The organism is Bacillus sp. FSL K6-0073 (assembly GCF_038006085.1).
GTDB classification, from domain to species: Bacteria; Bacillota; Bacilli; order Bacillales; family Bacillaceae_G; genus Bacillus_A; species Bacillus_A cereus.
This window is the reverse complement of the sequence record NZ_JBBOUN010000001.1, coordinates 5,413,770-5,440,573: the sequence shown is the minus strand read 5'-3', so window position 1 is coordinate 5,440,573 and position 26,804 is coordinate 5,413,770. Positions and strand designations below refer to the sequence as shown.

Genomic DNA, 26,804 nt, shown 5'->3' with positions numbered 1-26,804 from the left:
AGGTGTCCCTCCTTTACTAAGATGGTAAAAGAATAAGGTTGCGCAACAAATGTACAACCCAATAAATATAAAATGTATATTTATACGAAACGTATTTTAAAACCTAAAAACGTCGTTTGTATATGAGATAGGGTTTTCGACAAAAAAAGCAAATGTGGACAACTATTTACCCACATGTGATTAAAACTGTCCACATGTTATACACAAATTGTGGATAAGATAAAGGTGTGGAAAACTTATTCAAAGTGAAAACACAACTATAATATCAAAAAAAAGTGGCTATAGCAATGAATTTAAGAAAGTTATCCACAAAATCAATACCTTGTGGAATAAACTTGTCCACAACACGATATACTGTGTAAAAGTGTGAAAAAAGTTTGTGGATATAAAAAACGTAAAAAAACATTTATCCACAAGGAAATATAGATGCTGTGAAAAAGTATGTGAATAGGTTCAAAATGAATATTTGATGAAAATTTCTAGAACCATTGACATTTTCCTAGTTGATTAACTATAATTTATAGGACTGTCTTTAACAGATATTCCTCAGGGAGGTGTCATATAATGAAAAGAACTTACCAACCAAATAAACGTAAGCGCAGCAAAGTACATGGTTTCCGCAGCCGTATGAGCACAGCGAACGGACGTAAAGTGCTAGCAGCTCGTCGTCGTAAAGGAAGAAAAGTATTATCTGCGTAGACCACTGATCGTTCAGTGGTCTTTTTTTCTAATAATAGTGAATTTCCGCTGATGAAATACAGGAGTGTCAATTGATATGAAGAAAAAACATCGTATAAAGAAGAATGATGAATTCCAGGCGGTTTTTCAAAAAGGAAAATCAAATGCGAATCGTCAGTTTGTTGTATACCAATTAGATAAAGAAGAACAGCCAAACTTTCGCATCGGCCTTTCTGTTAGCAAGAAAATAGGAAATGCAGTAGTTCGTAATCGAATTAAGCGCATGGTCCGTCAGGCTATTACAGAGTTAAAAGATGAGATAGCTTCTGGAAAAGATTTTGTTATAATAGCAAGGAAGCCTTGTGCAGAGATGACATATGAAGAAGTAAAGAAAAGCTTAATTCATGTCTTTAAACGCTCTGGTATGAAAAGAATAAAAAAGTAGCGTAAGGAAATGAATTACACTATATACATACCGATACAAGGAGGAGTAGGCTTTGAAAAAGAAATTAGGTTTACTAGCCATGGTCGTTGCATTAATGGCGATTGCCACCGGTTGTAGTGAAACGGGTCAGCCGATTACATCGAAAAGTACTGGGATTTGGAATGAATATTTCGTATATCCGCTTTCTCAGTTAATCACGTATTTTGCCGACTTATTTAACAGTAATTATGGTTTAGCAATTGTTATTACAACTCTTATCATTCGTTTTGCGTTATTACCACTAATGATTAAACAAACGAAGAGTACGAAAGCGATGCAAGCGTTACAACCGGAAATGGTGAAGTTAAAAGAGAAATATAGCTCTAAAGATCAAGCGACACAGCAAAAACTGCAGCAAGAAATGATGCAGTTATATCAAAAAAATGGTGTAAATCCATTAGCTGGTTGTTTACCAATCTTTATTCAAATGCCAATTCTGTTCGCTTTTTATCATGCAATTATGAGAACAGCTGAAATTAAACAACATAGTTTCTTATGGTTCGATTTAGGACATGCAGACCCGTTCTATATCTTACCGGTCGTTGCAGCAATTACGACATTTATTCAGCAAAAGCTTGCAATGGCAGGAACAGCTGGTCAAAATCCGCAAATGGCAATGATGCTTTGGCTTATGCCGATTATGATTTTAATCTTTGCAATTAACTTCCCAGCCGCATTATCACTTTACTGGGTTGTTGGTAATATCTTTGGTATTGCTCAAATGTACTTTATCAAAGGGCCAGAAATTAAGGCTAGCAAAGCTGGAGGCTCAAGCAAGTGAGTGTAATTACTGCTAAAGGACAAACAGTCGAGCTGGCAGTAGAGGATGCTTTAAGGCAATTAAATACATCAAAAGATCGAGTAGATATAAATATTGTCGATGAGGGTAAAAGAGGATTCTTAGGTTTATTTGGGAATCGTCCTGCAGTAGTAGAAGTTGTATTGAAGAAAGATCCAATTCAAGAATGTGAAGAATATTTAAGAAATGTTATTCACGATATGGGTGTGGAAGTTGAGATTAGTAAAATTGTAAAAGGACGCGAAATTGAATTTACAATTTCTGGTGATAATGTAGGTGTTTTAATTGGGAAAAGAGGTAATACATTGAACTCTTTACAGTATTTAACAAAACTTGTCGCGAATCGTAACACGAAGCAGTATATCGGTATTACACTAGATGCTGAAAATTATCGTAGTAAAAGAAAAAGTACGTTAGAATCACTTTCTTATCGATTAGCGAAACAAGTATTTAATACGAAAAAAAGAGTTATTTTAGAACCGATGCCATCTTTTGAACGAAAAATTATTCATCAGGCATTATCAAATCATCAAGGTATCAATACAACTTCTGAAGGAAATGAACCACATCGGCATGTTGTAATATCTCCTAAATGACCGGTTGCTCAAATGAGTGCCGGTTTTTTTGAGCGAAAAATAGATGTGGATAACTAAAAAACACTAAACTTATCCACTGTGAATAAGTTTAGTGTTTTTTACATGGGGATATAATAAAATGAGTTATTCTTCTTTTGTAGATAGGTTCGTTATGGTATCCTAATAATTTAGTGAAAGAAATAATCATGTTGAAATAGAGATAAATAAGCAAGTGAGGTGAAAGGACATGGAATTTGATACAATTGCTGCGATTTCCACAGCGCTTGGAGAGGGTGCAATTGCCATTGTTCGAGTAAGTGGGGATGATGCGGTTGAGAAAGTTAATCGTATTTTTAAGGGGAAGGATTTAATAGAGGTTCCTTCTCACACTATTCATTATGGTCATATTGTTGATTTAGATACAAATCAAGTTATTGAAGAAGTTATGGTGTCTATTATGCGCGCACCAAGGACTTTTACACGTGAAAATATAGTGGAAATTAACTGTCACGGTGGACTTGTTTCAGTAAATAAAGTATTGCAACTTATTCTAGCACAAGGAGTACGATTGGCAGAACCGGGCGAATTTACAAAACGTGCTTTTTTAAATGGACGTATCGATTTATCACAAGCAGAAGCTGTTATGGATTTGATTCGAGCAAAAACAGATCGTGCGATGAATGTAGCAATTAATCAAATGGAAGGGCGATTATCTAAATTAATTGGTCTTTTGCGTCAAGAAATATTAGAAACATTAGCTCATGTTGAGGTAAATATAGATTATCCAGAATACGATGATGTAGAAGAGATGACACATAATATTTTAATTGAGAAAGCGACGCATGTTCGTTCGGAAATCGAAAAAATATTAGAAACATCAAAACAAGGGAAAATTTTACGTGAGGGTATTGCTACAGCAATTATCGGTAGACCTAACGTTGGGAAATCATCGTTATTAAATAGTCTTGTTCAGGAGAAAAAGGCAATTGTAACTGATATTGCAGGAACAACTCGTGATGTTATTGAAGAGTACGTTAACGTGCGTGGTGTACCTCTTAAACTTATAGATACAGCCGGTATTCGGGAGACAGAAGATGTTGTTGAACGAATTGGTGTGGAACGTTCAAAAGAAATGATGAGCCAAGCGGATTTAGTATTAGTTGTTGTCAACTATAGCGAGGCTTTAACAAATGAGGATGAAGATCTATTCCGTGCGGTACAAGGAAAAGACTTTATTGTTATTGTGAATAAGACTGATTTACCGCAAGCGATTGATATGGAACGTGTTACAGAGTTAGCCGCGGGAAATCGTGTTATTACAACATCCTTAATTGAAGAACAAGGAATAGATGAACTCGAAAAGGCAATAGCTGATTTATTCTTTGAAGGAACAATCGATTCTGCAGATATGACATATGTTTCTAATGCGAGACATATTGGATTATTAACACAAGCAGGAAAAACAATCGGTGATGCAGTTGAGGCGATTGAAAATGGTGTACCAATTGATATGGTACAAATTGATTTAACAAGAACGTGGGAAATACTTGGTGAAATTACTGGGGACACAGTGCATGAAAGCTTAATTGACCAGTTGTTCTCTCAATTTTGTTTAGGAAAATAATATAGTGAAGTTGTAGAAAGATAGAGATTATTAGGAGGAATAAACAATGGGATACAATGCCGGTTCATACGATGTCATAGTAATCGGTGCAGGTCATGCAGGATGTGAAGCTGGTCTTGCGGCAGCACGAATGGGCTCAAAAACATTAATGTTAACAATTAACTTGGATATGGTAGCATTCATGCCATGTAACCCTTCTGTTGGTGGACCAGCAAAAGGGATTGTTGTTCGTGAAATTGATGCATTAGGCGGAGAAATGGGACGTAATATTGATAAAACTCATATTCAAATGCGTATGCTAAATACAGGTAAGGGACCAGCCGTACGTGCACTTCGAGCGCAAGCTGATAAATTCTCTTACCAACATGAATTAAAGAAAACAATTGAAGAAACACCAAACTTAACGTTGTTCCAAGGAATGGTAGAGCGTTTAATTGTTGAAGAAGGTGTATGTAAAGGGGTAGTTACACAAGCTGGTGCAGAATATACAGCAAAAACAGTTGTAATTACAACTGGAACATTTTTACGTGGCGAGATTATCATGGGCGACTTAAAATATTCAAGCGGTCCAAATAACCAGCAACCGTCTATTACATTATCTGAGCATTTAGAGGAGCTTGGATTTGATCTTGTAAGATTTAAAACAGGGACACCTCCTCGTGTAAACAGTAATACAATTGACTACAGTAAAACAGAAATTCAACCAGGTGATGATAAGCCACGTGCGTTCTCTTTTGAAACAACGAAATTTATTATGGATCAAATTCCATGTTGGTTGACATATACAAGTACAGAAACACACCGTTTAATAGATGAAAATTTACATCGTTCAGCTATGTATTCTGGTATGATTAAAGGAACAGGTCCTAGATACTGTCCTTCTATTGAAGACAAAGTAGTAAGATTTAATGATAAACCGCGTCATCAAATTTTCTTAGAGCCAGAAGGGCGTAATACACAAGAAGTATATGTACAAGGTTTATCCACAAGCTTACCAGAAGATGTACAACGTGACATGCTTAGAACAATTCCAGGCCTAGAAAATGTTGAAATGATGCGTACAGGTTATGCAATTGAATATGATGCAATTGTGCCAACACAACTATGGCCAACACTTGAAACGAAAAAGATTAAAAATTTATATACAGCAGGACAAATTAATGGAACTTCTGGTTACGAAGAGGCGGCCGGACAAGGGCTTATGGCTGGAATTAATGCAGCATGCCGCTCTTTAGGTAAAGAAGAAGTTGTTTTAGGTCGCGAGGATGCTTATATTGGTGTCTTAATTGATGATCTTGTAACGAAAGGTACAAATGAACCATATCGTTTATTAACGTCTCGTGCAGAATACCGTCTATTATTACGCCACGATAATGCTGATCTTCGTTTAACTGAAGTTGGTCGTAAAATTGGATTAATTAAAGAAGAGCGCTATGAGCGATTTACAAATAAAAAATTACAAATTGAACAGGAAAAGGAACGTTTAAGCAGCATTATTATTAAACCACGTCCTGAAGTTCAAGAATTAATTCGCAATATTGGCGGAAGTGAATTGAAAGATGGAATACGTGCAAGTGACTTATTACGTCGTCCAGAGATGACATATGAGCATATTCATCTTTTAGTACCAAGTGAAGTAGAATTAAGTGATGAAGTTAAAGAACAAGTTGAAATTCAGATTAAGTATGAAGGATATATTGAAAAATCTTTACAGCAAGTAGAGCGTATGAAGAAAATGGAGAATAAAAAAATCCCTGTAGATATTGATTATGATGCGATTTCTAGCATTGCTTCAGAAGCTAGACAGAAATTGAAAGATGTTCGTCCACTTTCAATGGGGCAGGCTTCACGTATTTCTGGCGTAAATCCAGCGGATATTTCCATTTTACTTGTGTATATAGAACAAGGAAAAATTGCACGCGTATCGAACCAATAAATAGTAAGGAGATATTGCTAGATGAACATAGAACAATTTCAATCTATGCTAGAAGAGAAGGGAATCACCCTCTCTTCTAGACAGTTAGAGCAGTTCAAAATCTACTTTGAAACATTAGTAGAGTGGAATGAAAAAATGAACTTAACGGCTATTACAGAAAAAGAAGAAGTATATTTAAAACACTTTTTTGATTCCATTACAGCTGCTTTTTATTATGATTTTTCAAAACCATTCTCAATTTGCGATGTTGGTGCAGGTGCTGGATTCCCAAGTATTCCTTTAAAAATTTGTTTCCCGCATTTAAAAATAACAATTGTAGATTCGTTGCAAAAACGTATTAATTTCTTAAATCACTTAGCACAAAAGTTAGAATTAAGTGATGTTGCATTTTGTCATGATCGTGCTGAAACATTTGGGAAAAAAGAAGGTGTACGTGAATCATACGATATTGTAATGGCACGTGCAGTTGCGCGTCTTTCTGTATTAAGTGAGCTATGTTTACCGCTTGTAAAAGTTGGAGGAACATTCATTGCAATGAAAGGTGCAGCAGCAAACGAAGAAATTGAAAATGGTAAGTATGCTTTAGAGGTGCTAGGCGGAGAGTTAAAAGAGATGTCTACGTTCCAATTACCGTTTGAAGAGAGTGAACGTAATATTTTATTAATCGAGAAAAAGCGCAAGACACCAAAGAAATATCCACGCAAACCGGGAACACCCAATAAATTACCTATTGAAAAATAAATCTTATTAGACGTAAGATTAAATTATATAAATGAAAACGTAAATGTTTCATAGGAAACATTTTATGGAGAATAGTCAATAGGCCTAAAAGGTGGTGGAATATGTATGAAAAATACGTTTTCTCGTTTATTTGGCTTTGGAGATAAAGAGAGCGAATTCGAATTACAAGACGAAAGCCATGAAGAGATAGATAAAAAGGTATATGAAGAAATACAAGAAATTCCGATAGTAAATATTACCCCTAACCGTTATCAACCAAGAACAGTTTTTGATGATGCGCGTATTGATGAGCTAGCATTAACAATTCGTACACATGGACTTATTCAGCCGATTGTTGTAAGGCAATATGAGGATGATAAGTACGAGATTATTGCTGGAGAAAGACGTTTTCGCGCAGCAACAAAGTTAGGTTGGGAAAAGGTTCCTGCAATTATAAAGAACTTAAATGATACAGAGACAGCTTCTGTAGCTTTAATTGAAAACTTGCAACGTGAGGAACTAACGGCAATCGAGGAAGCTGTGGCATATCAAAAGCTGATTGAGTTACATAATTTAACACAAGAAGCATTGGCACAACGACTTGGAAAAGGACAATCTACAATCGCAAATAAGTTGCGATTGTTAAAGTTGCCTGAAGAAATAAAAAGTGCATTATTAGAAAAAAGCATTACAGAACGTCACGCCCGCGCTCTCATTCCTTTAAAAAATGAGGAATTACAACTGAAGGTTTTACAGGAAATTGTGGAGAAACAACTAAATGTAAAGCAAACAGAAGAACGAATTGCGAAGCTACTAGAGGAAGCGAAACCGAAGCGTAAGGCAAAGCAAAAAGCAGTAAGTCGAGATACGAGGATTGCTATGAATACAATTAGACAATCTTTACAAATGGTTACTGAAAGTGGTTTGAATGTTAATTCTGAGGAAGAAGAATTTGATGAGTACTATCAAATTACAATTAAAATTCCAAAGAAAAAATAATAATGACGTGCTAGAGACCTTATCCTATTGGAGAGGTCTCTTTTACTATATTTTCTTGTTAAATGAAGAAGGAGTTTAGAAATAAATTTTGAAGTTTAATAAAGGACGTAAAAGAAAAAGTTTTATTTCATGTTACAATAAACGTAATTGTTACTAGAATAAGATAGAAAGGTTGAAAGTAGGTGACATCATGGGAAAAATCATTGCTATTGCTAATCAAAAAGGCGGTGTTGGAAAAACAACAACATCTGTTAATTTAGGGGCTGGATTGGCACAAGTAGGTAAAAAAGTCCTTCTTGTAGATATTGATGCTCAAGGAAATGCAACGACTGGTGTGGGAATTGAAAAATCTGAATTAGATCAATGTATTTACAACGTTCTTGTGGAAGATGCAGATGTTCAAGGGGTTATACAGAAAACCGCAACTGAAAACTTAGATGTTCTACCCGCTACAATTCAATTAGCTGGTGCTGAAATTGAATTGGTACCGACTATTTCCCGGGAAGTACGTTTGCAAAGAGCATTACAGCCAGTTCGTGATGAATATGACTATATTATTATCGACTGTCCCCCATCTTTAGGGTTATTAACGATTAATGCATTAACAGCAGCAGATTCTGTTATTATTCCTGTACAGTGTGAATATTACGCACTAGAAGGGTTAAGTCAGCTATTAAATACAGTTCGACTTGTACAAAAACATTTAAATAAAAATTTAGCAATTCAAGGTGTATTGTTAACAATGTTGGATGCCCGTACAAATTTAGGAATCCAAGTTATAGATGAAGTGAAAAAGTATTTTAGGGATAAAGTATATCGCTCGATTATTCCGCGTAATGTACGCTTGAGCGAGGCTCCAAGTCATGGGAAACCTATTATGCAGTATGACGCTAAATCAAGAGGAGCAGAAGTATATATAGATTTAGCAGAGGAAGTGATTGCAGGTGGCTAAAGGATTAGGAAGAGGAATTAATGTGTTTTTTCCTGATTTAGATGTGAAAGAAGAGGAAACAATTCAGGAGATTCTTGTAACTGAATTAAGGCCGAATCCATATCAACCGCGTAAACACTTTAATAAAGAGGCGATTCAGGAATTAGCAATTTCGATTAAGGAACACGGTATTTTACAACCATTAATTGCTAGGAAGAGTATTAAAGGATATGAAATTGTTGCAGGTGAAAGACGATTTCGTGCTGCAAAAGAGGCTGGTTTAGAAAAAGTACCTGCCGTTGTCAGACAATTAACTGAACAGCAAATGATGGAATTTGCTTTGTTAGAAAACTTACAACGAGAAGATTTAAATCCTATGGAAGAGGCAATGGCATACCAGATGTTAATGAATGAGCTAAATGTAACGCAAGAACAATTAGCGAAACGTCTTGGTAAAAGCAGACCTTACATTGCAAATTATACTAGGTTATTAAGCCTACCTTCTTTCGTACAAGATATGATTGCAAATGGTCAACTTTCAATGGCTCATGGGAGAACTTTACTTACGATAAAAGATGAAGAACAATTGAAGTCCTTATTGAAACGCATTGAAAAAGAAGGATTAAATGTTCGTCAATTAGAGAAAATTGTCCAAGAGATTAATCAACACGTTTCACGTGAAACAAAAAAAGTGAAAAAAGAGCGAAATATATTTTTCGTAGAACGTGAAACGTTCTTAAGAGAAAAGTTTGGCACAGATGTGAAAATTAAAGAGACGAAAAAAGAAAAAGGTAAAATTGAAATTGAATTTTTTAATAAAGAAGATTTAAATCGTATTTTAGAACTATTAGCACAGAAAAATTAAAAAGCAAACCATCTTATTATTTATAGATGGTTTGCTTTTTTTAATGCGGATAATTTTTGATCCGTCTCTTTTATACTTTGTGCGATTACATCAGCCATTTTCATGACTAAACTTAATCTTGTATTTTGAAGAACGAAAAACTCCATAAACCCATTTAGATTGACGATACCGTGTATGTGCAAATCACCAACTGCAGGTAATTTCTTATTCATAGCAGCTCCAGGTTTACTAGGCCCCTTTCCAGTAGTGATTGATCCGATATTTTGGGACTTTCCTAAACATGCATCAACAGCAATTATAAATGCAGTAGGATTTTCTTTCTGTATATTATGAATTTTCTCTTCTAAATTTAGCGCATGTACTGGCTCATCTAGTGTACCGAATACTTGGAGGTTTTGGATGTCTATTTGTTCAAGTTTTGTACCAACTAACGGGCCGAGTGCATCACCTGTAGAGCGATCTGTTCCGATACAAACGAGAATGATTGGTATATTAGTTTTAATAGGAATATGGGTAAGTAAGAAATTACTGATTATCTCAGAGGCTTCTAGATCTTGGTGCATAACGTTTTGAGTTTCTTTCTCAAAAAATGGTAAGCGAAAACTTCCAATATTCATGAAGCACCCATCCTTTTAATAAATTTTCAATATATGTTATATGGTGAGGAAAATGGAAAGTTATAATTGCGTAATTTTTGCAAAATGTGAATGAAAACGGAAATAATAGTACTAGTATATATATATTCGTTCCATTTTATACCTGGATATCGGGGATAAAATAGGATTAAAATCATAAAATTTTTTCAGCAATTAGGGGACTTCTGATACAATAATAAGGGTAACTAAAAAGAAATTTTAGCTAGAGAGGTAGAGGTACATGGATTTATTAGCGAAGTGGTTTAATTCTATGAAACAGTATTTATTAGATGCTGATCGTTGGGCTCATATTGGAGTTGCGACATTAAAAATATGCATTATTTTAATAATTGGTGCGGTTGTTGTGCGAATTGCAAGAGCGGTTGTACGAAATGCGTTTCGTATGGGAAGTCGTTCTCCAATTCAAATTTCAGAACGTCGTACAGTTACAGTAGCGAAATTACTTGAAAATATTGTAGCGTACGTTGTTATGTTCATTATGCTAATTGCGATTTTAGGTGTGTTTGATATTAATGCATCAGGTTTATTAGCGGGTGCTGGGGTAATTGGTTTAGCAGTCGGATTTGGTGCTCAAAGTTTAGTGAAAGACGTTATTACAGGTTTATTTATTTTGTTAGAAGATCAGTTTTCAGTTGGCGATTATGTTAAAATCGGTCAATTTGAAGGAGTCGTTTTAGAAATTGGACTTCGTACAACGAAAGTAAAGAGTTGGACAGGTGAAATTCATACTTTACCAAATGGAAGTATTATTCAAGTTACTAACTACTCAGTTAGTAATAGTGTAGCGTTTGTTGATGTATCTATTTCATATGAGGCTGATATTGCGAAAGCAGAGCAGGTTATTGAAGATTTATTAGTAGAATTACCTTCAAAGTACGAAAAAATGGTAACAACGCCTCAATTATTAGGTGTGCAAACATTAGCTGCATCAGAAGTTATATTACGTGTTATTGCTGAAGTAGAACCGATGCAACATGCAGTTATTGCAAGGGCACTTCGTAAAGAGATTAAAAATCGTCTTGATTTACATGGAATTGAAATTCCATATCCGCGTATGGTTTTATATAATCGTGAAGAATTAGTTAGTGGAAAAGCAATTTAGTATGGAGAGGAGTTTGGAGAGTGGAGCAAAAGGAATATAACTTGTATGATGTTGTGGAAATGAAGAAAGCCCATCCATGTGGCGAGAATCGTTGGAAAATTATTCGTATGGGAATGGATATCCGCATTAAGTGCGAGGGGTGTGACCATTCAGTAATGATTCCTCGAAGAGAGTTTGATCGTAAGGTGAAAAAAATACTTGTGAAGCACGAAGAATAGAGGGAGAGTAACAGTTACAGTAGGTAACTGTTACTTTTTTTCGTTTGGCGGAAACTTGTCATTTTTTTCGTTACTATCTATAATGATGAAAGATTGAGACATAGGAGTGAAAAATATGGGATTAACGGCTGGGATTGTTGGATTACCTAACGTAGGGAAGTCCACTTTATTTAATGCAATTACACAAGCAGGAGCAGAATCTGCGAACTATCCATTCTGTACAATTGATCCAAACGTAGGGATTGTAGAAGTACCAGATGAGCGTTTAAATAAATTAACGGAACTAGTAGAACCGAAAAAGACTGTTCCGACTGTATTCGAGTTTACTGATATTGCAGGTATCGTAAAAGGTGCTAGTAAAGGTGAAGGTTTAGGAAATAAATTCTTATCTCACATTCGTCAAGTAGATGCAATTTGCCAAGTTGTTCGTTGTTTTGAAGACGAAAATATTACGCACGTTTCAGGGAAAGTAGATCCAATTGATGATATTGAAACAATCAATTTAGAGCTAATTTTAGCGGACTTAGAGTCTGTTGATAAGCGTATCGAGCGTGTCGCGAAATTAGCAAGACAAAAAGATAAAGAAGCGGTATATGAGCATGAAATTTTAGTTCGTTTAAAAGAAGCTTTTGAAGAGGGAAAACCAGCTCGTACTGTTGAATTTACAGAAGAGCAGATGAAGATTGTTAAAGGCCTTCATTTACTTACAACAAAAGAAATGTTATACGTAGCGAATGTAAGTGAAGACGATGTTATCGATCCTTCGGAAAATAAATACGTACAAATGGTAAAAGAATTTGCAGCAAATGAAAATTCTCAAGTAATCGTTGTATGTGCAAAAATCGAATCAGAAATCGCTGAATTAGACGAAGAAGAGAAAAAAGTATTCCTTGAAGAATTAGGAATTGAAGAGTCTGGTTTAGATCAATTAATTCGTGCAGCATATGACCTATTAGGACTTGCTACTTACTTTACAGCTGGCGTTCAAGAAGTACGTGCTTGGACATTTAAACAAGGAATGAAGGCACCACAATGTGCTGGTGTTATTCATACAGACTTTGAGCGTGGATTTATTCGTGCAGAAACAGTTTCTTACGATGACTTAATGACAAACGGTTCTATGACAGCTGCAAAAGAAGCTGGAAAAGTACGTTTAGAAGGAAAAGAATATATCGTAAAAGACGGAGATGTTATGCACTTCCGTTTTAACGTTTAATTTAATATTTCCTAGGAAAAATAAAGATATGAGCTTGGCAAATATATTATATGTTTGCCAAGTTTTTTATGTATTGGTGAGTTGATTCATATAACTTACTATGATATAATCTAAACTCGTGAGTAATTACTATAAATTAATTGCTCCTTGCCCATTACGGGCCGTTTAGACCAAAAGGAGGTGAAAGTGTAATGAGAAAGTACGAAATTATGTACATCATTCGTCCTGGCGTTGAAGAAGAAGCTCAAAAAGCTTTAGTTGAACGTTTTGCAGGTGTTTTAACAAACAATGGTGCAGAAATCATTAACACGAAAGAGTGGGGTAAGCGTCGTTTAGCTTACGAAATCAACGACTTACGTGAAGGTTTCTACATGATCTTAAACGTGAAATCTAACGCAGAAGCGATTAACGAATTCGACCGTTTAGCTAAGATCAACGAAGACATCCTTCGTCATATCGTTGTTAAAGAAGAAGAAAAATAATTGATATATAAGGGAGAGTGGTTCGATTGATGAATCGTGTTATCCTCGTTGGTCGTTTAACTAAGGACCCTGACTTACGTTACACGCCCAATGGTGTTGCAGTAGCTACTTTTACGTTAGCTGTGAATCGCGCATTTGCCAATCAACAAGGTGAGCGTGAAGCTGACTTTATTAATTGTGTAATATGGCGTAAACAAGCAGAAAACGTAGCAAATTATTTGAAAAAAGGTAGCTTAGCAGGCGTAGATGGACGTCTTCAAACTCGTAATTACGAGGGACAAGATGGTAAACGTGTATACGTAACAGAAGTTCTTGCGGAAAGCGTGCAATTTTTAGAGCCGCGTAATGGCGGTGGGGAGCAACGTGGTTCATTTAATCAGCAACCATCAGGAGCTGGTTTCGGTAACCAAGGCTCTAACCCATTTGGTCAATCTAGTAATTCAGGTAACCAAGGTAACTCTGGATTTACGAAGAATGACGATCCATTTTCAAATGTAGGTCAACCGATCGACATTTCCGACGACGATTTACCGTTCTAATACAGTAAATTTGTTAGTTTTAACAAAGAATGGAGGGAAATAGACATGGCAGGACGCAAAGGTGGACGTGCGAAACGTCGTAAGGTGTGTTTCTTCACAGCTAACGGCATCACTCGCATTGACTATAAAGATGTTGATTTATTAAAACGTTTCGTTTCTGAGCGTGGTAAAATTTTACCTCGTCGTGTAACAGGAACAAGCGCGAAATACCAACGCAAACTTACAGTTGCAATTAAACGTGCTCGTCAAATGGCACTTTTACCATATGTTGGTGAATAATAGCGTATGAAATGCACAGTAGAGTCGGACTCTACTGTGCATTTTGCTATGCTTTTCTTTTTTGAAAGAGAGGTTAAAATGTGAAACAAGCAAGATTTATTACTGAAGGTGCCGCGTTGTTGACTATATATGTAATGTTATTGTTTATATCTATGTATGTTCCGATTTTGGGTACAGTTGTAACTTTTGCGTTGCCGTTACCATTTATACTATTAATGATAAGACATAAACTATCTAATGTGCTCGTGGTTTTTGTAGCGGCACTTTTTGTTACTATTATTGTGAGTCAACCGATGAATTTAGTGAAGACAATTATGTTTGGATTGATAGGGATTGTTTTAGGATATATGTATAAAACAAGAAAAAAGCCAGTGGAAATCTTAATAGCTGGGACGCTTGCATACTTAATTGGTTTTGTACTTATTTATGTTGCGAGTATAAAGTTTTTCAACATAGATATAATGAAGCAAATGCAAAGTATATTTAGTGAAAGTATGGCGAAAAGCGAAAAGATAGTAAGTGCTACAGGTATGCCGATTAGTAAGGAACAAAAAGAGTTACTTGCACAAATGAATGATATATTACAATCGTTACTTCCGAGTATACTTGTGCTAGTTTCAGTATGTTTTTCTTGGATTACAGTGATAATATCAGGTAGTGTTTTGAAAAAGTTAAAATATGACGTTATATCTTGGCCTAAATTTAAAGATATACAATTACCAAAGAGTATCATTTGGTATTACGTTATATTTATTTTGTTAGCAACTTTTATAAAAGTAGAACCAACATCATATTTACATATGGTATTTTCTAACCTAAATGTCATATTTGCACTATTACTTGTACTGCAAGGTCTGACATTTATCGCCTTTTTAGCGTATAGAAAAGGTTTTACTAAAGGGGTTCCTATTATTAGTTTTATTGCATGCATGTTTATTCCGATGCTGTTTCCTCTTGTGACAATCTTAGGTATAATTGACTTAGGGATTTCATTGCGTTCTAAAATAGGGGGATAAAATAATATTCCTTATACTATTTTAATCTGTTTAACTAACTGGAAGGTGAGTTAGTTTTACTTTATAGGAGTTGTATACATGCCTGAATTTGATAAGAAACAGTGGTTTTTATATCCTGTTTATGTATTGGCATTTTTTGTGTTTGTGCTCATTTCAATTCTCTGTTATTTTCATTTAATTATGGGGATAGCTGCTTTTGTCATTTTTTGTATCGTATTCTTTATCGTTATACGATTTGAACTTAATTTTCAAAGGAATTTCGAAAAGCATACGACAGATATGATTACAAGAGTAAAGAAAGTAAGTAATGAAGCATTTAACCAAATGCCGATTGGTATTTTGTTATACAATAAGGATTATGGGATTGATTGGGCAAATCCTTATTTATCTTCATGTCTGGGACAGCATGCATTAGCTGGATGGCACCTTTACGATGTATCAGAAACATTACTTCTTTTCATTAAAGGAGAAACTTCTGATGATATAGTCTCTTTAAATAATCGAAAGTTTCGCGTTTTTGTAAGGAAAGAAGAAAAGTTAATTTATTTCTTTGATGTAACGGAACAAACAGAAATCGAAAAGATGTACGAGGATCAAAGGACTGTTTTAGCTGTCATCTATTTGGATAATTATGATGAAGTTACACAAGGATTAGATGATCAATTACGTACGAATATAACAAGTCTTGTGACATCGCGACTAAATGAATGGGCACTTAAGTATGGTGCGTATTTAAAACGTGCATCTTCAGAAAGATTCTTCGTTGTGCTAAATGAAAGTATTTTGACGCAGATGGAGAAAGGGAAATTTAGTATTTTAGATCAGGTGCGTGAAGAAACATCTAAAAGGAATATACCACTTACATTAAGTGTGGGTGTCGGATCAGGTGATTTACCTTTATCAGAGCTTGGAGCAATGGCTCAATCTGGTTTAGATCTTGCGCTTGGGCGTGGGGGAGACCAAGTAGCTATTAAACAAGCGACAGGTAAAGTTAAGTTCTATGGAGGTAAGACAAATCCGGTTGAAAAACGTACCCGTGTACGCGCTAGGGTCATTTCGCATGCGTTAAAGGATTTAGTATTAGAAAGTAGTAATGTCATTATTATGGGGCATAGGGCTCCCGATATGGACGCAATTGGTGCTGCGATTGGTATTTTAAAAGTGGCTCAATTAAATGAGCGTAAAGGATATATTGTGTTAGATGAAAATGATTCCGATAAAGGAATTAAGCGTTTGATGGACAAAGTGAAACAAAATGAGGAGTTATGGTCTCGTTTTATTACTCCAGAGCAAGCGATGGAATTTGCAAATGATGATTCGTTACTTGTTGTTGTCGATACGCATAAACCTTCGATGGTGATGGAGCAAAAACTGTTACATAAAATTGAAAATGTAGTAGTTATTGATCATCATCGCCGTGGAGAAGATTTTATTGAAGACCCATTGCTAGTTTATATGGAACCATATGCTTCTTCAACAGCAGAATTGGTTACAGAATTACTTGAGTATCAACCTAAAAATTTAAAGATGACAATGTTAGAAGCGACGGCATTGTTAGCGGGTATTATTGTCGACACGAAAAGTTTCACATTCCGGACAGGGGCTCGTACATTTGATGCTGCTTCTTATTTACGCTCACATGGTGCAGATACTGTACTTGTACAAGAACTTTTAAAGGAAGATATGGATCAGTATTTACGGGTTGCAAAAGCTATAAAAAATGCGTACATTTATAAAAATGGAATTGCGATTGCTAAAGTTGATAGTGATGATTACTACGATCAAGTGCTTATTGCGCAATCGGCAGACACGTTATTAACAATGACAGGGATTATTGCATCATTTGTTGTTGCGAAACGTGGCGAGAATCTCATTGGAATTAGCAGCAGGTCTTTAGGTGAAGTGAATGTGCAGCTAATTATGGAAAACTTAGGCGGTGGCGGGCATTTGACGAATGCAGCCACACAGATGAAAAATGTTACAGTAGATGAAGCTGAGGAGAAGCTTCGATTTGTTATTGATGACTATTTACAGGGAGGCACACAATCATGAAAGTAATTTTTCTAAAAGACGTAAAAGGTAAAGGTAAAAAAGGAGAAGTAAAAAACGTACCGGATGGCTATGCAAATAACTTCTTACTAAAACAAGGATTAGCTGCTGAAGCAACAAATAGCAGTATGAAAACTTTAGAAGCTCAAAAGCGTAAAGAAGAAAAAGATGCAGCAGCAGAGCTTGAAAATGCAAAAGAGTTAAAAGAGACTTTAGAGAAATTAACTGTAGAATTAAAGGCGAAATCTGGAGAAGGTGGCCGTTTATTTGGTTCTATCACAAGCAAACAAATCGTGGATGCAATGCAAAAATCACACAAGATTAAGCTTGATAAACGTAAATTTGAAATGGACGATGCAATCCGCGCGTTAGGTTATACAAACGTTACTGTGAAATTGCATCCACAAGTAACAGCAACAGTAAAAGTTCATGTTAGTGAACAATAAAAATAAATTAAGCAAGGAGGATTGCGTATGAGTGATGTACTTGCTGATCGTACCCCTCCGCATAATATAGAGGCTGAGCAGGCGGTTTTAGGGGCCGTATTGATTGATCAAGATGCGTTAACTTCAGCATCAGAGTTATTGGTACCTGATTCGTTCTATCGAACGAAACATCAAAAGATTTTTGAAGTCATGCTTGGGCTATCTGATAAGGGAGAGCCGATCGACTTAATAATGATGACATCAGCAATGGCTGATCAAGGATTATTAGAAGAAGTTGGTGGGGTTTCTTACTTAGCGGAGTTAGCAGAGGTTGTGCCAACTGCAGCTAACGTAGAATATTACGCACGCATCATCGCTGAAAAGGCGCTTTTACGTCGTTTAATTCGCACGGCGACTCATATTGTATCGGATGGATATGAGAGAGAAGATGATGTGGATGGTCTTTTAAATGAGGCTGAGAAAAAAATATTAGAAGTATCCCATCAAACGAATGCAAAAGCATTCCAAAACATTAAAGATGTTCTTGTAGATGCTTATGACAAAATTGAACTTTTGCATAATCAAAAGGGTGAAGTTACTGGGATACCAACTGGGTTTACTGAATTAGATAAGATGACAGCAGGTTTCCAACGAAATGATTTAATTATCGTGGCAGCACGTCCATCAGTAGGGAAAACGGCATTTTCATTAAATATCGCACAAAACGTAGCGACGAAAACGGATGAAAATGTAGCGATTTTTAGTTTAGAGATGGGTGCTGATCAGCTTGTTATGCGTATGCTTTGTGCAGAAGGGAATATTGATGCACAAAGACTTCGTACTGGTTCATTAACTTCCGATGATTGGGCAAAATTAACAATGGCAATGGGGAGTCTCTCAAATGCTGGTATATATATTGATGATACGCCAGGTATTAAAGTAAATGAGATTCGAGCAAAATGTCGTAGATTAAAGCAAGAACAAGGTCTTGGTATGATTTTGATCGACTATTTGCAGCTTATTCAAGGAAGTGGGAAATCAGGAGAAAACCGTCAGCAGGAAGTATCTGAGATTTCTCGTACCTTAAAAGGGATTGCACGTGAATTGCAAGTGCCTGTTATTGCTTTATCACAGTTATCTCGTGGTGTAGAATCTCGTCAAGATAAACGCCCGATGATGTCTGATATTCGTGAATCTGGAAGTATTGAGCAGGATGCTGATATTGTAGCTTTCCTATATCGTGAAGACTACTATGATCGAGAAACGGAAAATAAAAATACAATTGAAATTATTATTGCAAAACAGCGTAACGGTCCAGTAGGTTCAGTGGAACTTGCATTCGTCAAAGAGTTCAATAAGTTCGTTAACTTAGAACGTCGTTTTGAGGATGGACATGCTCCGCCGGCATAAAGGCAGTATAAAAAAGAAACACATTTCTTATAATAAGATGTGTTTCTTTTTTTTTATAAGAAAGATAAGGCTTTCATAAGTTAAATATATAATTCTTACGAACGAAAAAGTTTTTTTATGAAAAAATGTTCGCTTTTCGGTTGACTTCTTTTTCGGTTTTGGTACAATTATATTGTTTGAATAGATCGTTTGAAAATTGCGGAGGTGCTTTAATAATGTCTTCAGTAGTAGTTGTAGGAACACAATGGGGCGACGAAGGAAAAGGTAAAATCACTGATTTTCTTTCTGAGCATGCGGAAGTAGTTGCAAGATATCAAGGTGGAAATAACGCGGGACATACAATTGTTTTCGGCGGAGTTAAATATAAATTACACTTAATTCCATCTGGTATTTTCTATAAAGAGAAAATTTGTGTAATCGGAAACGGATTAGTAGTAGATCCAAAAGCATTACTTGAAGAGTTAAAATACTTACACGATCGTGGTGTAAGTACTGATAATTTACGTGTAAGTAACCGTGCACATGTTATTTTACCTTACCACTTAAAGCAAGATGAGTTAGAAGAAGCAAGTAAAGGTGATAACAAAATCGGTACAACGAAAAAAGGTATCGGTCCTGCATATATGGATAAAGCTGCTCGTATTGGTATTCGTATGGCTGATCTTTTAGACCGTGAAGCATTTAAAGAGAAGCTTGAGCGCAATTTAGTAGAAAAAAATCGTTTATTTGAAAAAATGTACGATACAGAAGGTTTCACTGTAGAAGAAATTTTCGAAGAGTACTTCGAGTACGGGCAACAAATCGCGCAATATGTATGTGATACATCTGTTGTATTAAATGATGCATTAGATAATAATCACCGTGTATTATTTGAAGGTGCGCAAGGTGTTATGCTTGATATTGACCACGGTACGTACCCGTTCGTTACATCTTCTAACCCAATTGCTGGTGGTGTAACAGTTGGAACTGGAGTTGGTCCTGCGAAAGTTACTCGCGTTGTAGGTGTATGTAAAGCATATACAAGCCGCGTTGGTGATGGTCCATTCCCTACTGAGCTTCATGATGAAATTGGTCATCAAATTCGTGAAGTTGGTCGCGAGTATGGAACGACAACTGGTCGTCCACGCCGCGTAGGTTGGTTCGATAGCGTTGTTGTAAGACATGCACGTCGTGTTAGTGGTTTAACGGATCTATCATTAAATTCTATCGACGTTTTAACAGGTATTCCAACTCTTAAAATTTGTGTTGCTTACAAATACAATGGTGAAGTTATTGATGAAGTTCCAGCTAACTTAAACATTTTAGCAAAATGTGAGCCTGTATATGAAGAGCTTCCAGGTTGGGAAGAAGATATTACTGGTGTAAAATCATTAGATGAACTTCCTGAAAATGCACGAAAATACGTAGAACGTGTTTCTGAGTTAACAGGAATTCAAATATCTATGTTCTCAGTTGGACCAGATCGTAACCAAACAAATATTGTTCGTAACGTATACGAAGCTTAATTAATAGTGTTTAGAAAAAACTCATGTCCGCATGAGTTTTTTCTTATTCTTTTATAAAAAAACGAAAAAAGTATTGCAATAAATACAGAATACATGTTATGATACATCTTGTCGTCACGAAAATATGACGTTGGTGAGTATGAGCCATTAGCTCAGTTGGTAGAGCATCTGACTTTTAATCAGAGGGTCGAAGGTTCGAGTCCTTCATGGCTCACCATTTTATTTTTCGTGGCCCGTTGGTCAAGTGGTTAAGACACCGCCCTTTCACGGCGGTAACACGGGTTCGAATCCCGTACGGGTCATGTTTTTTTTTGCTTATTTTTGGTCCCGTGGTGTAGTGGTTAACATGCCTGCCTGTCACGCAGGAGATCGCCGGTTCGACCCCGGTCGGGACCGCCACTTTTGTTTATACCACCATTAGTGGTTTTATATATAGTTTTGGCTCGGTAGCTCAGTCGGTAGAGCAGAGGACTGAAAATCCTCGTGTCGGCGGTTCGATTCCGTCCCGAGCCACTCTCAGGATATTAAGTGGGCCCACTTAATATCCTTTTTATTTATGTAATTTTACAAAACTGAGTAGTTATTTTAAAATAGAACGAGGAGCCTCTAGCAGTTGAAGCTAGAGGTTTTTCTATAGATCGTATAGGATGCCGTGTAAAAGTGGATCATACATGAGTCTATGAGAATAGAGGAGAAAATACTTAAACAAAGGATGCGGTCATATAGGACATACTATGTAAACATCAATATGTTTAGGGATTATTGACCATATTTTTATAAGGAGGAAATAGACGATGATGGGAAAGAAAATTTTAGTAGTTGATGATGAAAAGCCGATTGCAGATATTTTGAAGTTTAACTTAGAAAAAGAAGGTTTTGAAATAGTAATGGCGCATGATGGTGATGAAGCAATTGAAAAGGCTAATGAAGAGCAACCAGATATGGTTTTATTAGATATTATGCTACCAGGTAAAGACGGCTTAGAGGTTTGCCGTGAAATACGTAAAAGCTCAGAAATGCCGATTATTATGCTTACAGCAAAGGACTCTGAGATTGATAAAGTATTAGGGCTTGAGCTTGGGGCAGATGATTATGTAACGAAGCCATTTAGTACAAGGGAATTACTTGCTCGTGTGAAGGCGAATTTACGCCGCCATCAACAAGGTGGTGCTGCGGAAAAAGAAGAAAATACAGAAATGGTTATTGGACCAATTGTGATTAATCCAAATGCATATAGTGTAACGAAGCGCGAGGAAAATATCGAGCTTACACATCGTGAATTTGAGTTGCTACATTATTTAGCGAAACATTTAGGACAAGTTATGACACGCGAACATTTATTACAAACAGTTTGGGGTTATGACTATTTTGGAGATGTGCGCACAGTAGACGTTACAGTACGTCGTTTGCGTGAAAAAATTGAAGATAATCCAAGCCATCCTACTTTAATTGTAACTAGACGTGGAGTAGGGTATTACTTGCGTGACCCAGAGCAGGAATAGTATATGAAGAAAGTTGGTTTTTTTCAATCTATTCATTTAAAATTTGTGCTTATATATATGCTATTAATATTAATAGCGATGCAAGTTATTGGAGTATATTTCGTAAGGGAATTAGAGAAGAGCTTAGTACAAGGTTTTAGGGATTCTTTAACGCAGCAAACAAACTTATTATCATATAATTTGAAGCAAGAGTTTAAAAAAAGTTATACAAAAGCAGAAACAGAGTCAACAGATGAAACGATTAAAACTTCAATTCGAAAATTTGCCTCTGATCAGAAGAAAGTTATACAAGAGGTAAGTGTATTTGATTCGCACAGAAAGTTACTGGCTATTTCAGATGAATCAAAGCAGAATAAGGTGAATCGAACATCAACTGATATAGCTGTTCAGCGAGTGTTAGTACAAAAAAAGCCAGAAGTGAAAATTGAGAAGGATGGTAGTACAGGGCATCGTGTTCAAGTTATGCTTACTCCGATTCTAGATGATAACGGTAAGGATGCGCTTGGTGTTATTTACATTGTGGCATCTATGGAAGATGTATATAAACAAATGAAGGATATAAATCAAATTTTTGCTACGGGAACAGTAATTGCTTTATTAGTAACGGCCGTACTTGGGATTTTATTGGCTCAAACAATTACAAGACCAATTTCAGATATGCGGAGACAAGCAATCGAAATGGCAAAAGGAAATTATTCCAGAAAAGTAAAAGTGCATAGCCATGATGAAATTGGACAACTGGCATTATCCTTCAATAATTTATCGAAAAAATTACAACAAGCTCGTTCTTCTACAGAAAGTGAAAGGCGTAAATTATCATCTGTTTTATCACATATGACAGATGGAGTAATTGCTACTGATCGAAAAGGGGATATTATTTTACTAAATGACCCTGCGGAAAAGATGTTAAATGTTTCTCGTGAAACAGCGCTCGATCAATCTGTTTTAGAGGTATTAGGGATACAGGAAGAATTTACGCTCGATCATTTATATGAAGAGCCAGATTCTGTTTTATTAGATTTTAGTACGAGAAACGAACCATATATTTTACGTGCTAGTTTCTCTGTTATTCAAAAAGAAACAGGGAAGGCAAACGGCTTAATTGCTGTACTATATGATGTAACAGAGCAGGAACGTATAGAACGGGAACGCCGTGAGTTTGTGGCAAATGTCTCTCATGAATTAAGGACGCCATTAACGACGATGCGCAGTTATTTAGAGGCACTTACAGATGGAGCATGGCAGGATCCAAATATTGCACCACAATTTTTAACGGTTACACAAGAAGAAACAGAAAGAATGATTAGACTTGTAAATGCGTTGTTACAGCTATCTAAACTGGATAGTACAGAGCATCGTTTAATGAAAGAATGGGTCGACTTTACTGATTTCTTTAATAATATTATTGATCGCTTTGAAATGTCTAAAGAGCAAAATGTAAGTTTCAAACGATCTTTCTCTAAGAAATCTAGATTTATTGATATGGATACTGACAAAATTACTCAAGTGCTGTATAACATTATTTCTAACGCATTAAAGTATTCACCAGAAGGTGGAACAGTAACATATCGTTTACGTGATCGCGGTGATTTATTAGAAATTAGTGTAAGTGACCAAGGAATGGGTATTCCAAAAGAAAACGTTGATAAAATCTTTGAACGTTTTTATCGCGTAGATAAAGCTCGTTCAAGACAAATGGGTGGTACGGGACTTGGATTAGCAATTGCAAAAGAAATGATTGAGGCACATGGTGGCTCTATTTGGGCGAAGAGTGAAGAAGGAAAAGGGACAACTATTTATTTCACGTTACCAATGGCAGCAGATGAAGAGGACGATTGGGAATGAGTATGGAAAACTTTAAAACAATAGTTTTAATTAACCTAGTTGTAATTAGCCTATTTCTTACTTTTAATTTATGGACGTATGTGCCAGATTCTACATCCATGCAAAACGCGAAATTTGTACAGGGGAATGAAGGAATGAACCAAACTAAAATTTCCGATGTTGTCCGTCCTACTTCTATCATCGTGCATAAAGATAAAAATCATTATGGGAGCAAAAGAGAGGCAGATATAGAATCAATCTATAAGCCTCTGGAAGTAGGGGAACTATATGATTTTAGAGAGATATCAATCACTAAGGGTGATTTCCTTTCATATGTGCATGGTGAAGGGAAAGTTGAACTTGTTTTCCCTACCGATATCCCATTTGATGCAGTTAAATCCATGTTTAACATGAAAGAGAAAAGTACAGGTAAGCCTAAACATTTTAATCGTATTCTCCTTGATCCTTCTAGAAGTAAGGATCAAGAAATTAAAATTAACTTTGTTTCTGATGGTGATAACTTTAAAATATACGAGGCAAAATTAAGTGGCTTGTATTTAAAAGATATTGTAAATGCCCAAAATCAATTTATAGTATCAGCAAAACCTTATTTTGATTATCAACTCAATGATATGAAAAAATTATTTTTACCAGATGGAACGACAGAGTTAAGCAATATAACATATATTTCATCTAATTTAGCAGTTGATACGTTTAAGAATGCTCTGTTTAGTGATCCTCGTTATTTAAGTCCGATTACCGAGATGTCGAAAGAAACATTTACAGATGGTATTAGATCCATGGAAATTGAAAACGATCGTCACATGCTAAAGTATAAAAACTCTTCTGTCTTAACTGAGAAAACGATAGATAATTTAATGCTTTTACAAAAAAGCTTTGAATTTGTAAGTGGTCACAGTGGGAGTTTGGATTCATATCGTTTGGACTATATGAATAAAGGAGAGACAGTATTTCGCTTAAATGAAGATGGATATCCAGTATTCAATGCAGATGGATTAGCGGAATTAAGACAAGTATGGGGATCAGAAGAAGTAATGGAATATGAAAGACCGTTGCTGTCTTTAAATACTAAAGGTATAGAACAGAAGGTTACTCTTCCGTCAGGGCATGTTGTAATAGCATCCCTAGAAAATAATCCAGAGATAAAGAAACAAGTAATTAAGGATATTGGCATTGGATACAAGTTATCACTAGATGGGCAAGTGGTTCGACTACAACCAATTTGGTATGTAAAGCTTGTTGAAGATGAAACAGGTAAACAGAAAATCTATGAGTGGAGTGAGGGAGGACTAAATGGATTGGGATCGGATTAAAACCATATTTATTGTGACCTTTTTTGTTTTGGACCTCTTTCTCATTTTCCAATTCATTCAAAAGCAAGATAGTAATCAATTGGAGCTTATTGCAGAAACAAAGATAGATCAAGAATTAAAAGCAAATAAAATTACGATGGGAAATATCCCTAAAGAACCGAAAAAAGAGTCATTTATTAGAGCGGAAAATAAAGCCTTTAAAGAAGAAGATATACAGTCTTTGAAAAATCAAACGGTGCATATACAAAATATGTACAAGATAGAAAGTAAGCTAAAAGAGCCTTTTTTAAATACGAAATCATTATCAAAAGATAAGTATAATGAATTTTTGAAGAACTATGTATTGGATGGACAAAAGTATGAATTTGGAGCGGTGAAAGACTCTAAAATTTATTTCTTCCAAAAATATAAAGATAAGCCTATTTTCTATAATAATCAGGCGATGATTGTTGTGGAATTAAATGAAAAAAATGAACTTGTTTCATATACGCAGACAATGCTAACTGATTTAAAAGAAATGGGCGAAGGTGAAAAAACGAAAGAGCAAGAAATTATTACGGCTCAAACAGCTTTAGAAAATTTGTATTTAAAAAATAAAATTCATGGAAATACGCATGTTAAAGAAGCGCAAATTGGTTATGCCACTCTTACCGCATCTACTTCTAATAACCAAGTACTTGCTCCAACGTGGAATTTAAAAACGGAGCAGAAGCAGGACTTCTTTGTGAATGCAATTGAAGGACAAGTTATGGAATTAGGAGAAAAGGAAAATCAAGTGGTTGATGAACATACTGGAGTGAGAAAGAATGGGGTTGCATTTTAGCGTACTTGCAAGTGGAAGTACAGGAAATATGCTATACGTAGGAACCGATGAAAAAAAATTACTAGTCGACGCAGGTTTAAGTGGTAAAGCAACAGAGGCTTTATTTAAACAAGCAGAACTAAATATAAATGATGTATCAGGTATTCTTGTAACGCATGAGCATAGTGATCATATTAAAGGATTAGGTGTATTGGCACGTAAATATGATTTACCTGTTTATGCGAATGAGAAAACATGGAATGCAATGGAACATTTAATAGGAAATATCCCAACTGAACAAAAGTTTATTTTCTCAGTTGGTGATGTGAAAACATTTGGTGATATTGAAGTCGAGTCATTTGGAGTTTCTCATGATGCGGCAGAACCGATGTTTTATGCTTTCCATAACAATAATAGGAAATTAGCGCTTATTACAGATACGGGATACGTAAGTGACCGTATGAAGGGCGTTATTAAGGGAGCTAATGCTTTTGTATTTGAAAGTAATCATGATGTAGAAATGCTTCGTATGGGACGTTATCCATGGAGCATTAAACGACGTATTTTAAGTGACGTTGGGCATGTTTGTAATGAGGATGCTGCATTAGCGATGGCAGATGTAATTACAGATGAGACAAAGCATATTTATTTAGCCCATTTAAGCTTAGATAATAACATGAAAGAACTAGCGCGTATGTCAGTATCACAAGTACTAGAGGAAAAAGGATTTGGAGTGGGTGAATCCTTTGAAATTCACGATACAGATCCAAAAATGCCTACAAAAATTCAATACGTATAATTCTTCATTTTAGTAAACAATAAAGGTGAATATAG

27 protein-coding genes and 4 tRNA genes are annotated in these 26,804 nt (G+C 35.7%); 30 read left to right on the top strand and 1 reads right to left on the bottom strand.

From position 1 onward, the window contains the following. The first annotated feature begins 564 nt into the window (after positions 1 to 564). From rpmH to spo0J, 10 genes are all read left to right on the top strand, one after another. Entirely contained in the window at positions 565 to 699 is a 135-nt protein-coding gene (gene rpmH / locus MHB52_RS28125; RefSeq protein ID WP_000831901.1) for a 50S ribosomal protein L34, read from the top strand. Positions 700 to 775: 76 nt separating this feature from the next. Further along, complete coding sequence (rnpA, locus tag MHB52_RS28120; RefSeq protein WP_000726619.1) at positions 776 to 1,123, top strand: ribonuclease P protein component; 348 nt, start codon at positions 776 to 778, stop codon at positions 1,121 to 1,123. Between the two features lie 52 nt (positions 1,124 to 1,175). Then, positions 1,176 to 1,943: a YidC family membrane integrase SpoIIIJ gene (gene spoIIIJ, locus MHB52_RS28115; RefSeq protein WP_000727737.1), complete on the top strand. Its 768-nt coding sequence runs from the start codon at positions 1,176 to 1,178 to the stop codon at positions 1,941 to 1,943. After that, positions 1,940 to 2,557, top strand: coding sequence for an RNA-binding cell elongation regulator Jag/EloR (gene jag / locus MHB52_RS28110; protein WP_000111516.1), 618 nt, complete (start codon positions 1,940 to 1,942; stop codon positions 2,555 to 2,557). The genes spoIIIJ and jag overlap by 4 nt, the downstream gene beginning before the upstream one ends. Positions 2,558 to 2,783: 226 nt before the next feature. Further along, positions 2,784 to 4,160 (top strand): tRNA uridine-5-carboxymethylaminomethyl(34) synthesis GTPase MnmE, encoded by a 1,377-nt coding sequence (gene mnmE / locus MHB52_RS28105; protein WP_061664369.1) that lies wholly within the window; start codon positions 2,784 to 2,786, stop codon positions 4,158 to 4,160. Between the two features lie 46 nt (positions 4,161 to 4,206). After that, on the top strand, positions 4,207 to 6,096 hold the full coding sequence (mnmG, locus tag MHB52_RS28100; protein WP_000541055.1) for a tRNA uridine-5-carboxymethylaminomethyl(34) synthesis enzyme MnmG: 1,890 nt from the start codon (positions 4,207 to 4,209) through the stop codon (positions 6,094 to 6,096). A gap of 21 nt (positions 6,097 to 6,117) precedes the next feature. Next, complete coding sequence (gene rsmG, locus MHB52_RS28095) at positions 6,118 to 6,837, top strand: 16S rRNA (guanine(527)-N(7))-methyltransferase RsmG (RefSeq protein ID WP_001019625.1); 720 nt, start codon at positions 6,118 to 6,120, stop codon at positions 6,835 to 6,837. A 105-nt stretch (positions 6,838 to 6,942) separates the two neighbouring features. After that, positions 6,943 to 7,815 (top strand): nucleoid occlusion protein, encoded by an 873-nt coding sequence (noc, locus tag MHB52_RS28090; RefSeq protein WP_000799016.1) that lies wholly within the window; start codon positions 6,943 to 6,945, stop codon positions 7,813 to 7,815. 190 nt (positions 7,816 to 8,005) lie between these two features. Further along, positions 8,006 to 8,767 (top strand): sporulation initiation inhibitor protein Soj, encoded by a 762-nt coding sequence (gene soj / locus MHB52_RS28085; protein ID WP_000516114.1) that lies wholly within the window; start codon positions 8,006 to 8,008, stop codon positions 8,765 to 8,767. After that, the gene (gene spo0J, locus MHB52_RS28080) at positions 8,760 to 9,611 is read left to right on the top strand and encodes a stage 0 sporulation protein Spo0J (RefSeq protein WP_001051832.1); all 852 of its coding nucleotides are present in this window, start codon (positions 8,760 to 8,762) and stop codon (positions 9,609 to 9,611) included. The genes soj and spo0J overlap by 8 nt, the downstream gene beginning before the upstream one ends. A 20-nt stretch (positions 9,612 to 9,631) precedes the next feature. On the opposite strand, the gene yyaC is transcribed toward spo0J, so the two are convergent. Beyond that, complete coding sequence (gene yyaC, locus MHB52_RS28075; protein WP_001020707.1) at positions 9,632 to 10,228, bottom strand: spore protease YyaC; 597 nt, start codon at positions 10,226 to 10,228, stop codon at positions 9,632 to 9,634. Positions 10,229 to 10,487: 259 nt separating this feature from the next. Between yyaC and MHB52_RS28070 the strand changes: the two genes are divergently transcribed. From MHB52_RS28070 to MHB52_RS27975, 20 genes are all read left to right on the top strand, one after another. Beyond that, a complete protein-coding gene (locus MHB52_RS28070) occupies positions 10,488 to 11,369 on the top strand; it encodes a mechanosensitive ion channel family protein (RefSeq protein WP_000364809.1) in 882 nt (293 codons plus the stop codon). A gap of 20 nt (positions 11,370 to 11,389) precedes the next feature. Beyond that, complete coding sequence (locus MHB52_RS28065) at positions 11,390 to 11,587, top strand: DUF951 domain-containing protein (protein WP_000435485.1); 198 nt, start codon at positions 11,390 to 11,392, stop codon at positions 11,585 to 11,587. A 115-nt stretch (positions 11,588 to 11,702) separates the two neighbouring features. Further along, a complete protein-coding gene (gene ychF / locus MHB52_RS28060) occupies positions 11,703 to 12,803 on the top strand; it encodes a redox-regulated ATPase YchF (RefSeq protein WP_000524667.1) in 1,101 nt (366 codons plus the stop codon). A gap of 191 nt (positions 12,804 to 12,994) precedes the next feature. Beyond that, positions 12,995 to 13,285: a 30S ribosomal protein S6 gene (gene rpsF / locus MHB52_RS28055; RefSeq protein WP_001233778.1), complete on the top strand. Its 291-nt coding sequence runs from the start codon at positions 12,995 to 12,997 to the stop codon at positions 13,283 to 13,285. 26 nt (positions 13,286 to 13,311) lie between these two features. Beyond that, positions 13,312 to 13,824 (top strand): single-stranded DNA-binding protein, encoded by a 513-nt coding sequence (gene ssb / locus MHB52_RS28050; protein ID WP_000981966.1) that lies wholly within the window; start codon positions 13,312 to 13,314, stop codon positions 13,822 to 13,824. A 45-nt stretch (positions 13,825 to 13,869) separates the two neighbouring features. Beyond that, complete coding sequence (gene rpsR, locus MHB52_RS28045; RefSeq protein ID WP_000918873.1) at positions 13,870 to 14,103, top strand: 30S ribosomal protein S18; 234 nt, start codon at positions 13,870 to 13,872, stop codon at positions 14,101 to 14,103. Between the two features lie 80 nt (positions 14,104 to 14,183). Next, on the top strand, positions 14,184 to 15,119 hold the full coding sequence (locus MHB52_RS28040) for a YybS family protein (RefSeq protein ID WP_016118982.1): 936 nt from the start codon (positions 14,184 to 14,186) through the stop codon (positions 15,117 to 15,119). A gap of 78 nt (positions 15,120 to 15,197) precedes the next feature. Further along, positions 15,198 to 17,171: a DHH family phosphoesterase gene (locus MHB52_RS28035; protein ID WP_001113787.1), complete on the top strand. Its 1,974-nt coding sequence runs from the start codon at positions 15,198 to 15,200 to the stop codon at positions 17,169 to 17,171. Next, positions 17,168 to 17,614 carry a 50S ribosomal protein L9 gene (gene rplI, locus MHB52_RS28030; protein WP_000864228.1) on the top strand — a complete coding sequence of 149 codons (447 nt, stop codon included), beginning with the start codon at positions 17,168 to 17,170 and terminating at the stop codon, positions 17,612 to 17,614. The genes MHB52_RS28035 and rplI overlap by 4 nt, the downstream gene beginning before the upstream one ends. A gap of 27 nt (positions 17,615 to 17,641) precedes the next feature. After that, positions 17,642 to 19,003 (top strand): replicative DNA helicase, encoded by a 1,362-nt coding sequence (dnaB, locus tag MHB52_RS28025; RefSeq protein WP_001286149.1) that lies wholly within the window; start codon positions 17,642 to 17,644, stop codon positions 19,001 to 19,003. Positions 19,004 to 19,218: 215 nt separating this feature from the next. Further along, on the top strand, positions 19,219 to 20,508 hold the full coding sequence (locus tag MHB52_RS28020) for an adenylosuccinate synthase (protein ID WP_000100238.1): 1,290 nt from the start codon (positions 19,219 to 19,221) through the stop codon (positions 20,506 to 20,508). Positions 20,509 to 20,649: 141 nt separating this feature from the next. Then, positions 20,650 to 20,725 (top strand) — tRNA-Lys (locus MHB52_RS28015). A 13-nt stretch (positions 20,726 to 20,738) separates the two neighbouring features. Next, positions 20,739 to 20,810, top strand: a tRNA-Glu gene (locus MHB52_RS28010). 21 nt (positions 20,811 to 20,831) lie between these two features. Then, positions 20,832 to 20,907, top strand: a tRNA-Asp gene (locus MHB52_RS28005). Positions 20,908 to 20,948: 41 nt separating this feature from the next. Further along, positions 20,949 to 21,021 (top strand) — tRNA-Phe (locus MHB52_RS28000). A gap of 281 nt (positions 21,022 to 21,302) precedes the next feature. Beyond that, complete coding sequence (gene walR, locus MHB52_RS27995; RefSeq protein ID WP_000971865.1) at positions 21,303 to 22,010, top strand: cell wall metabolism DNA-binding response regulator WalR; 708 nt, start codon at positions 21,303 to 21,305, stop codon at positions 22,008 to 22,010. A gap of 3 nt (positions 22,011 to 22,013) precedes the next feature. Continuing rightward, complete coding sequence (gene walK / locus MHB52_RS27990; RefSeq protein WP_000755367.1) at positions 22,014 to 23,855, top strand: cell wall metabolism sensor histidine kinase WalK; 1,842 nt, start codon at positions 22,014 to 22,016, stop codon at positions 23,853 to 23,855. Next, positions 23,852 to 25,168: a YycH family regulatory protein gene (locus MHB52_RS27985; protein ID WP_016118981.1), complete on the top strand. Its 1,317-nt coding sequence runs from the start codon at positions 23,852 to 23,854 to the stop codon at positions 25,166 to 25,168. The genes walK and MHB52_RS27985 overlap by 4 nt, the downstream gene beginning before the upstream one ends. Further along, on the top strand, positions 25,149 to 25,991 hold the full coding sequence (locus MHB52_RS27980; protein WP_000383740.1) for a two-component system regulatory protein YycI: 843 nt from the start codon (positions 25,149 to 25,151) through the stop codon (positions 25,989 to 25,991). Before MHB52_RS27985 ends, MHB52_RS27980 begins: the two co-directional genes overlap by 20 nt. Beyond that, complete coding sequence (locus MHB52_RS27975) at positions 25,975 to 26,769, top strand: MBL fold metallo-hydrolase (RefSeq protein ID WP_000522837.1); 795 nt, start codon at positions 25,975 to 25,977, stop codon at positions 26,767 to 26,769. The genes MHB52_RS27980 and MHB52_RS27975 overlap by 17 nt, the downstream gene beginning before the upstream one ends. Positions 26,770 to 26,804 lie beyond the last annotated feature (35 nt).

Excerpts from the sequence above, each read along its gene's own strand:
- rpmH (WP_000831901.1), top strand. The coding sequence starts at position 565 with ATGAAAAGAACTTACCAACCAAATAAACGTAAGCGCAGCAAAGTACAT.
- rnpA (WP_000726619.1), top strand. The coding sequence starts at position 776 with ATGAAGAAAAAACATCGTATAAAGAAGAATGATGAATTCCAGGCGGTT.
- mnmE (WP_061664369.1), top strand. The coding sequence starts at position 2,784 with ATGGAATTTGATACAATTGCTGCGATTTCCACAGCGCTTGGAGAGGGT.
- mnmG (WP_000541055.1), top strand. The coding sequence starts at position 4,207 with ATGGGATACAATGCCGGTTCATACGATGTCATAGTAATCGGTGCAGGT.
- rsmG (WP_001019625.1), top strand. The coding sequence starts at position 6,118 with ATGAACATAGAACAATTTCAATCTATGCTAGAAGAGAAGGGAATCACC.
- noc (WP_000799016.1), top strand. The coding sequence starts at position 6,943 with ATGAAAAATACGTTTTCTCGTTTATTTGGCTTTGGAGATAAAGAGAGC.
- soj (WP_000516114.1), top strand. The coding sequence starts at position 8,006 with ATGGGAAAAATCATTGCTATTGCTAATCAAAAAGGCGGTGTTGGAAAA.
- yyaC (WP_001020707.1), bottom strand. The coding sequence starts at position 10,228 with ATGAATATTGGAAGTTTTCGCTTACCATTTTTTGAGAAAGAAACTCAA.
- MHB52_RS28070 (WP_000364809.1), top strand. The coding sequence starts at position 10,488 with ATGGATTTATTAGCGAAGTGGTTTAATTCTATGAAACAGTATTTATTA.
- ychF (WP_000524667.1), top strand. The coding sequence starts at position 11,703 with ATGGGATTAACGGCTGGGATTGTTGGATTACCTAACGTAGGGAAGTCC.
- rpsF (WP_001233778.1), top strand. The coding sequence starts at position 12,995 with ATGAGAAAGTACGAAATTATGTACATCATTCGTCCTGGCGTTGAAGAA.
- rpsR (WP_000918873.1), top strand. The coding sequence starts at position 13,870 with ATGGCAGGACGCAAAGGTGGACGTGCGAAACGTCGTAAGGTGTGTTTC.
- MHB52_RS28035 (WP_001113787.1), top strand. The coding sequence starts at position 15,198 with ATGCCTGAATTTGATAAGAAACAGTGGTTTTTATATCCTGTTTATGTA.
- rplI (WP_000864228.1), top strand. The coding sequence starts at position 17,168 with ATGAAAGTAATTTTTCTAAAAGACGTAAAAGGTAAAGGTAAAAAAGGA.
- dnaB (WP_001286149.1), top strand. The coding sequence starts at position 17,642 with ATGAGTGATGTACTTGCTGATCGTACCCCTCCGCATAATATAGAGGCT.
- MHB52_RS28020 (WP_000100238.1), top strand. The coding sequence starts at position 19,219 with ATGTCTTCAGTAGTAGTTGTAGGAACACAATGGGGCGACGAAGGAAAA.
- walR (WP_000971865.1), top strand. The coding sequence starts at position 21,303 with ATGATGGGAAAGAAAATTTTAGTAGTTGATGATGAAAAGCCGATTGCA.
- walK (WP_000755367.1), top strand. The coding sequence starts at position 22,014 with ATGAAGAAAGTTGGTTTTTTTCAATCTATTCATTTAAAATTTGTGCTT.
- MHB52_RS27985 (WP_016118981.1), top strand. The coding sequence starts at position 23,852 with ATGAGTATGGAAAACTTTAAAACAATAGTTTTAATTAACCTAGTTGTA.
- MHB52_RS27980 (WP_000383740.1), top strand. The coding sequence starts at position 25,149 with ATGGATTGGGATCGGATTAAAACCATATTTATTGTGACCTTTTTTGTT.
- MHB52_RS27975 (WP_000522837.1), top strand. The coding sequence starts at position 25,975 with ATGGGGTTGCATTTTAGCGTACTTGCAAGTGGAAGTACAGGAAATATG.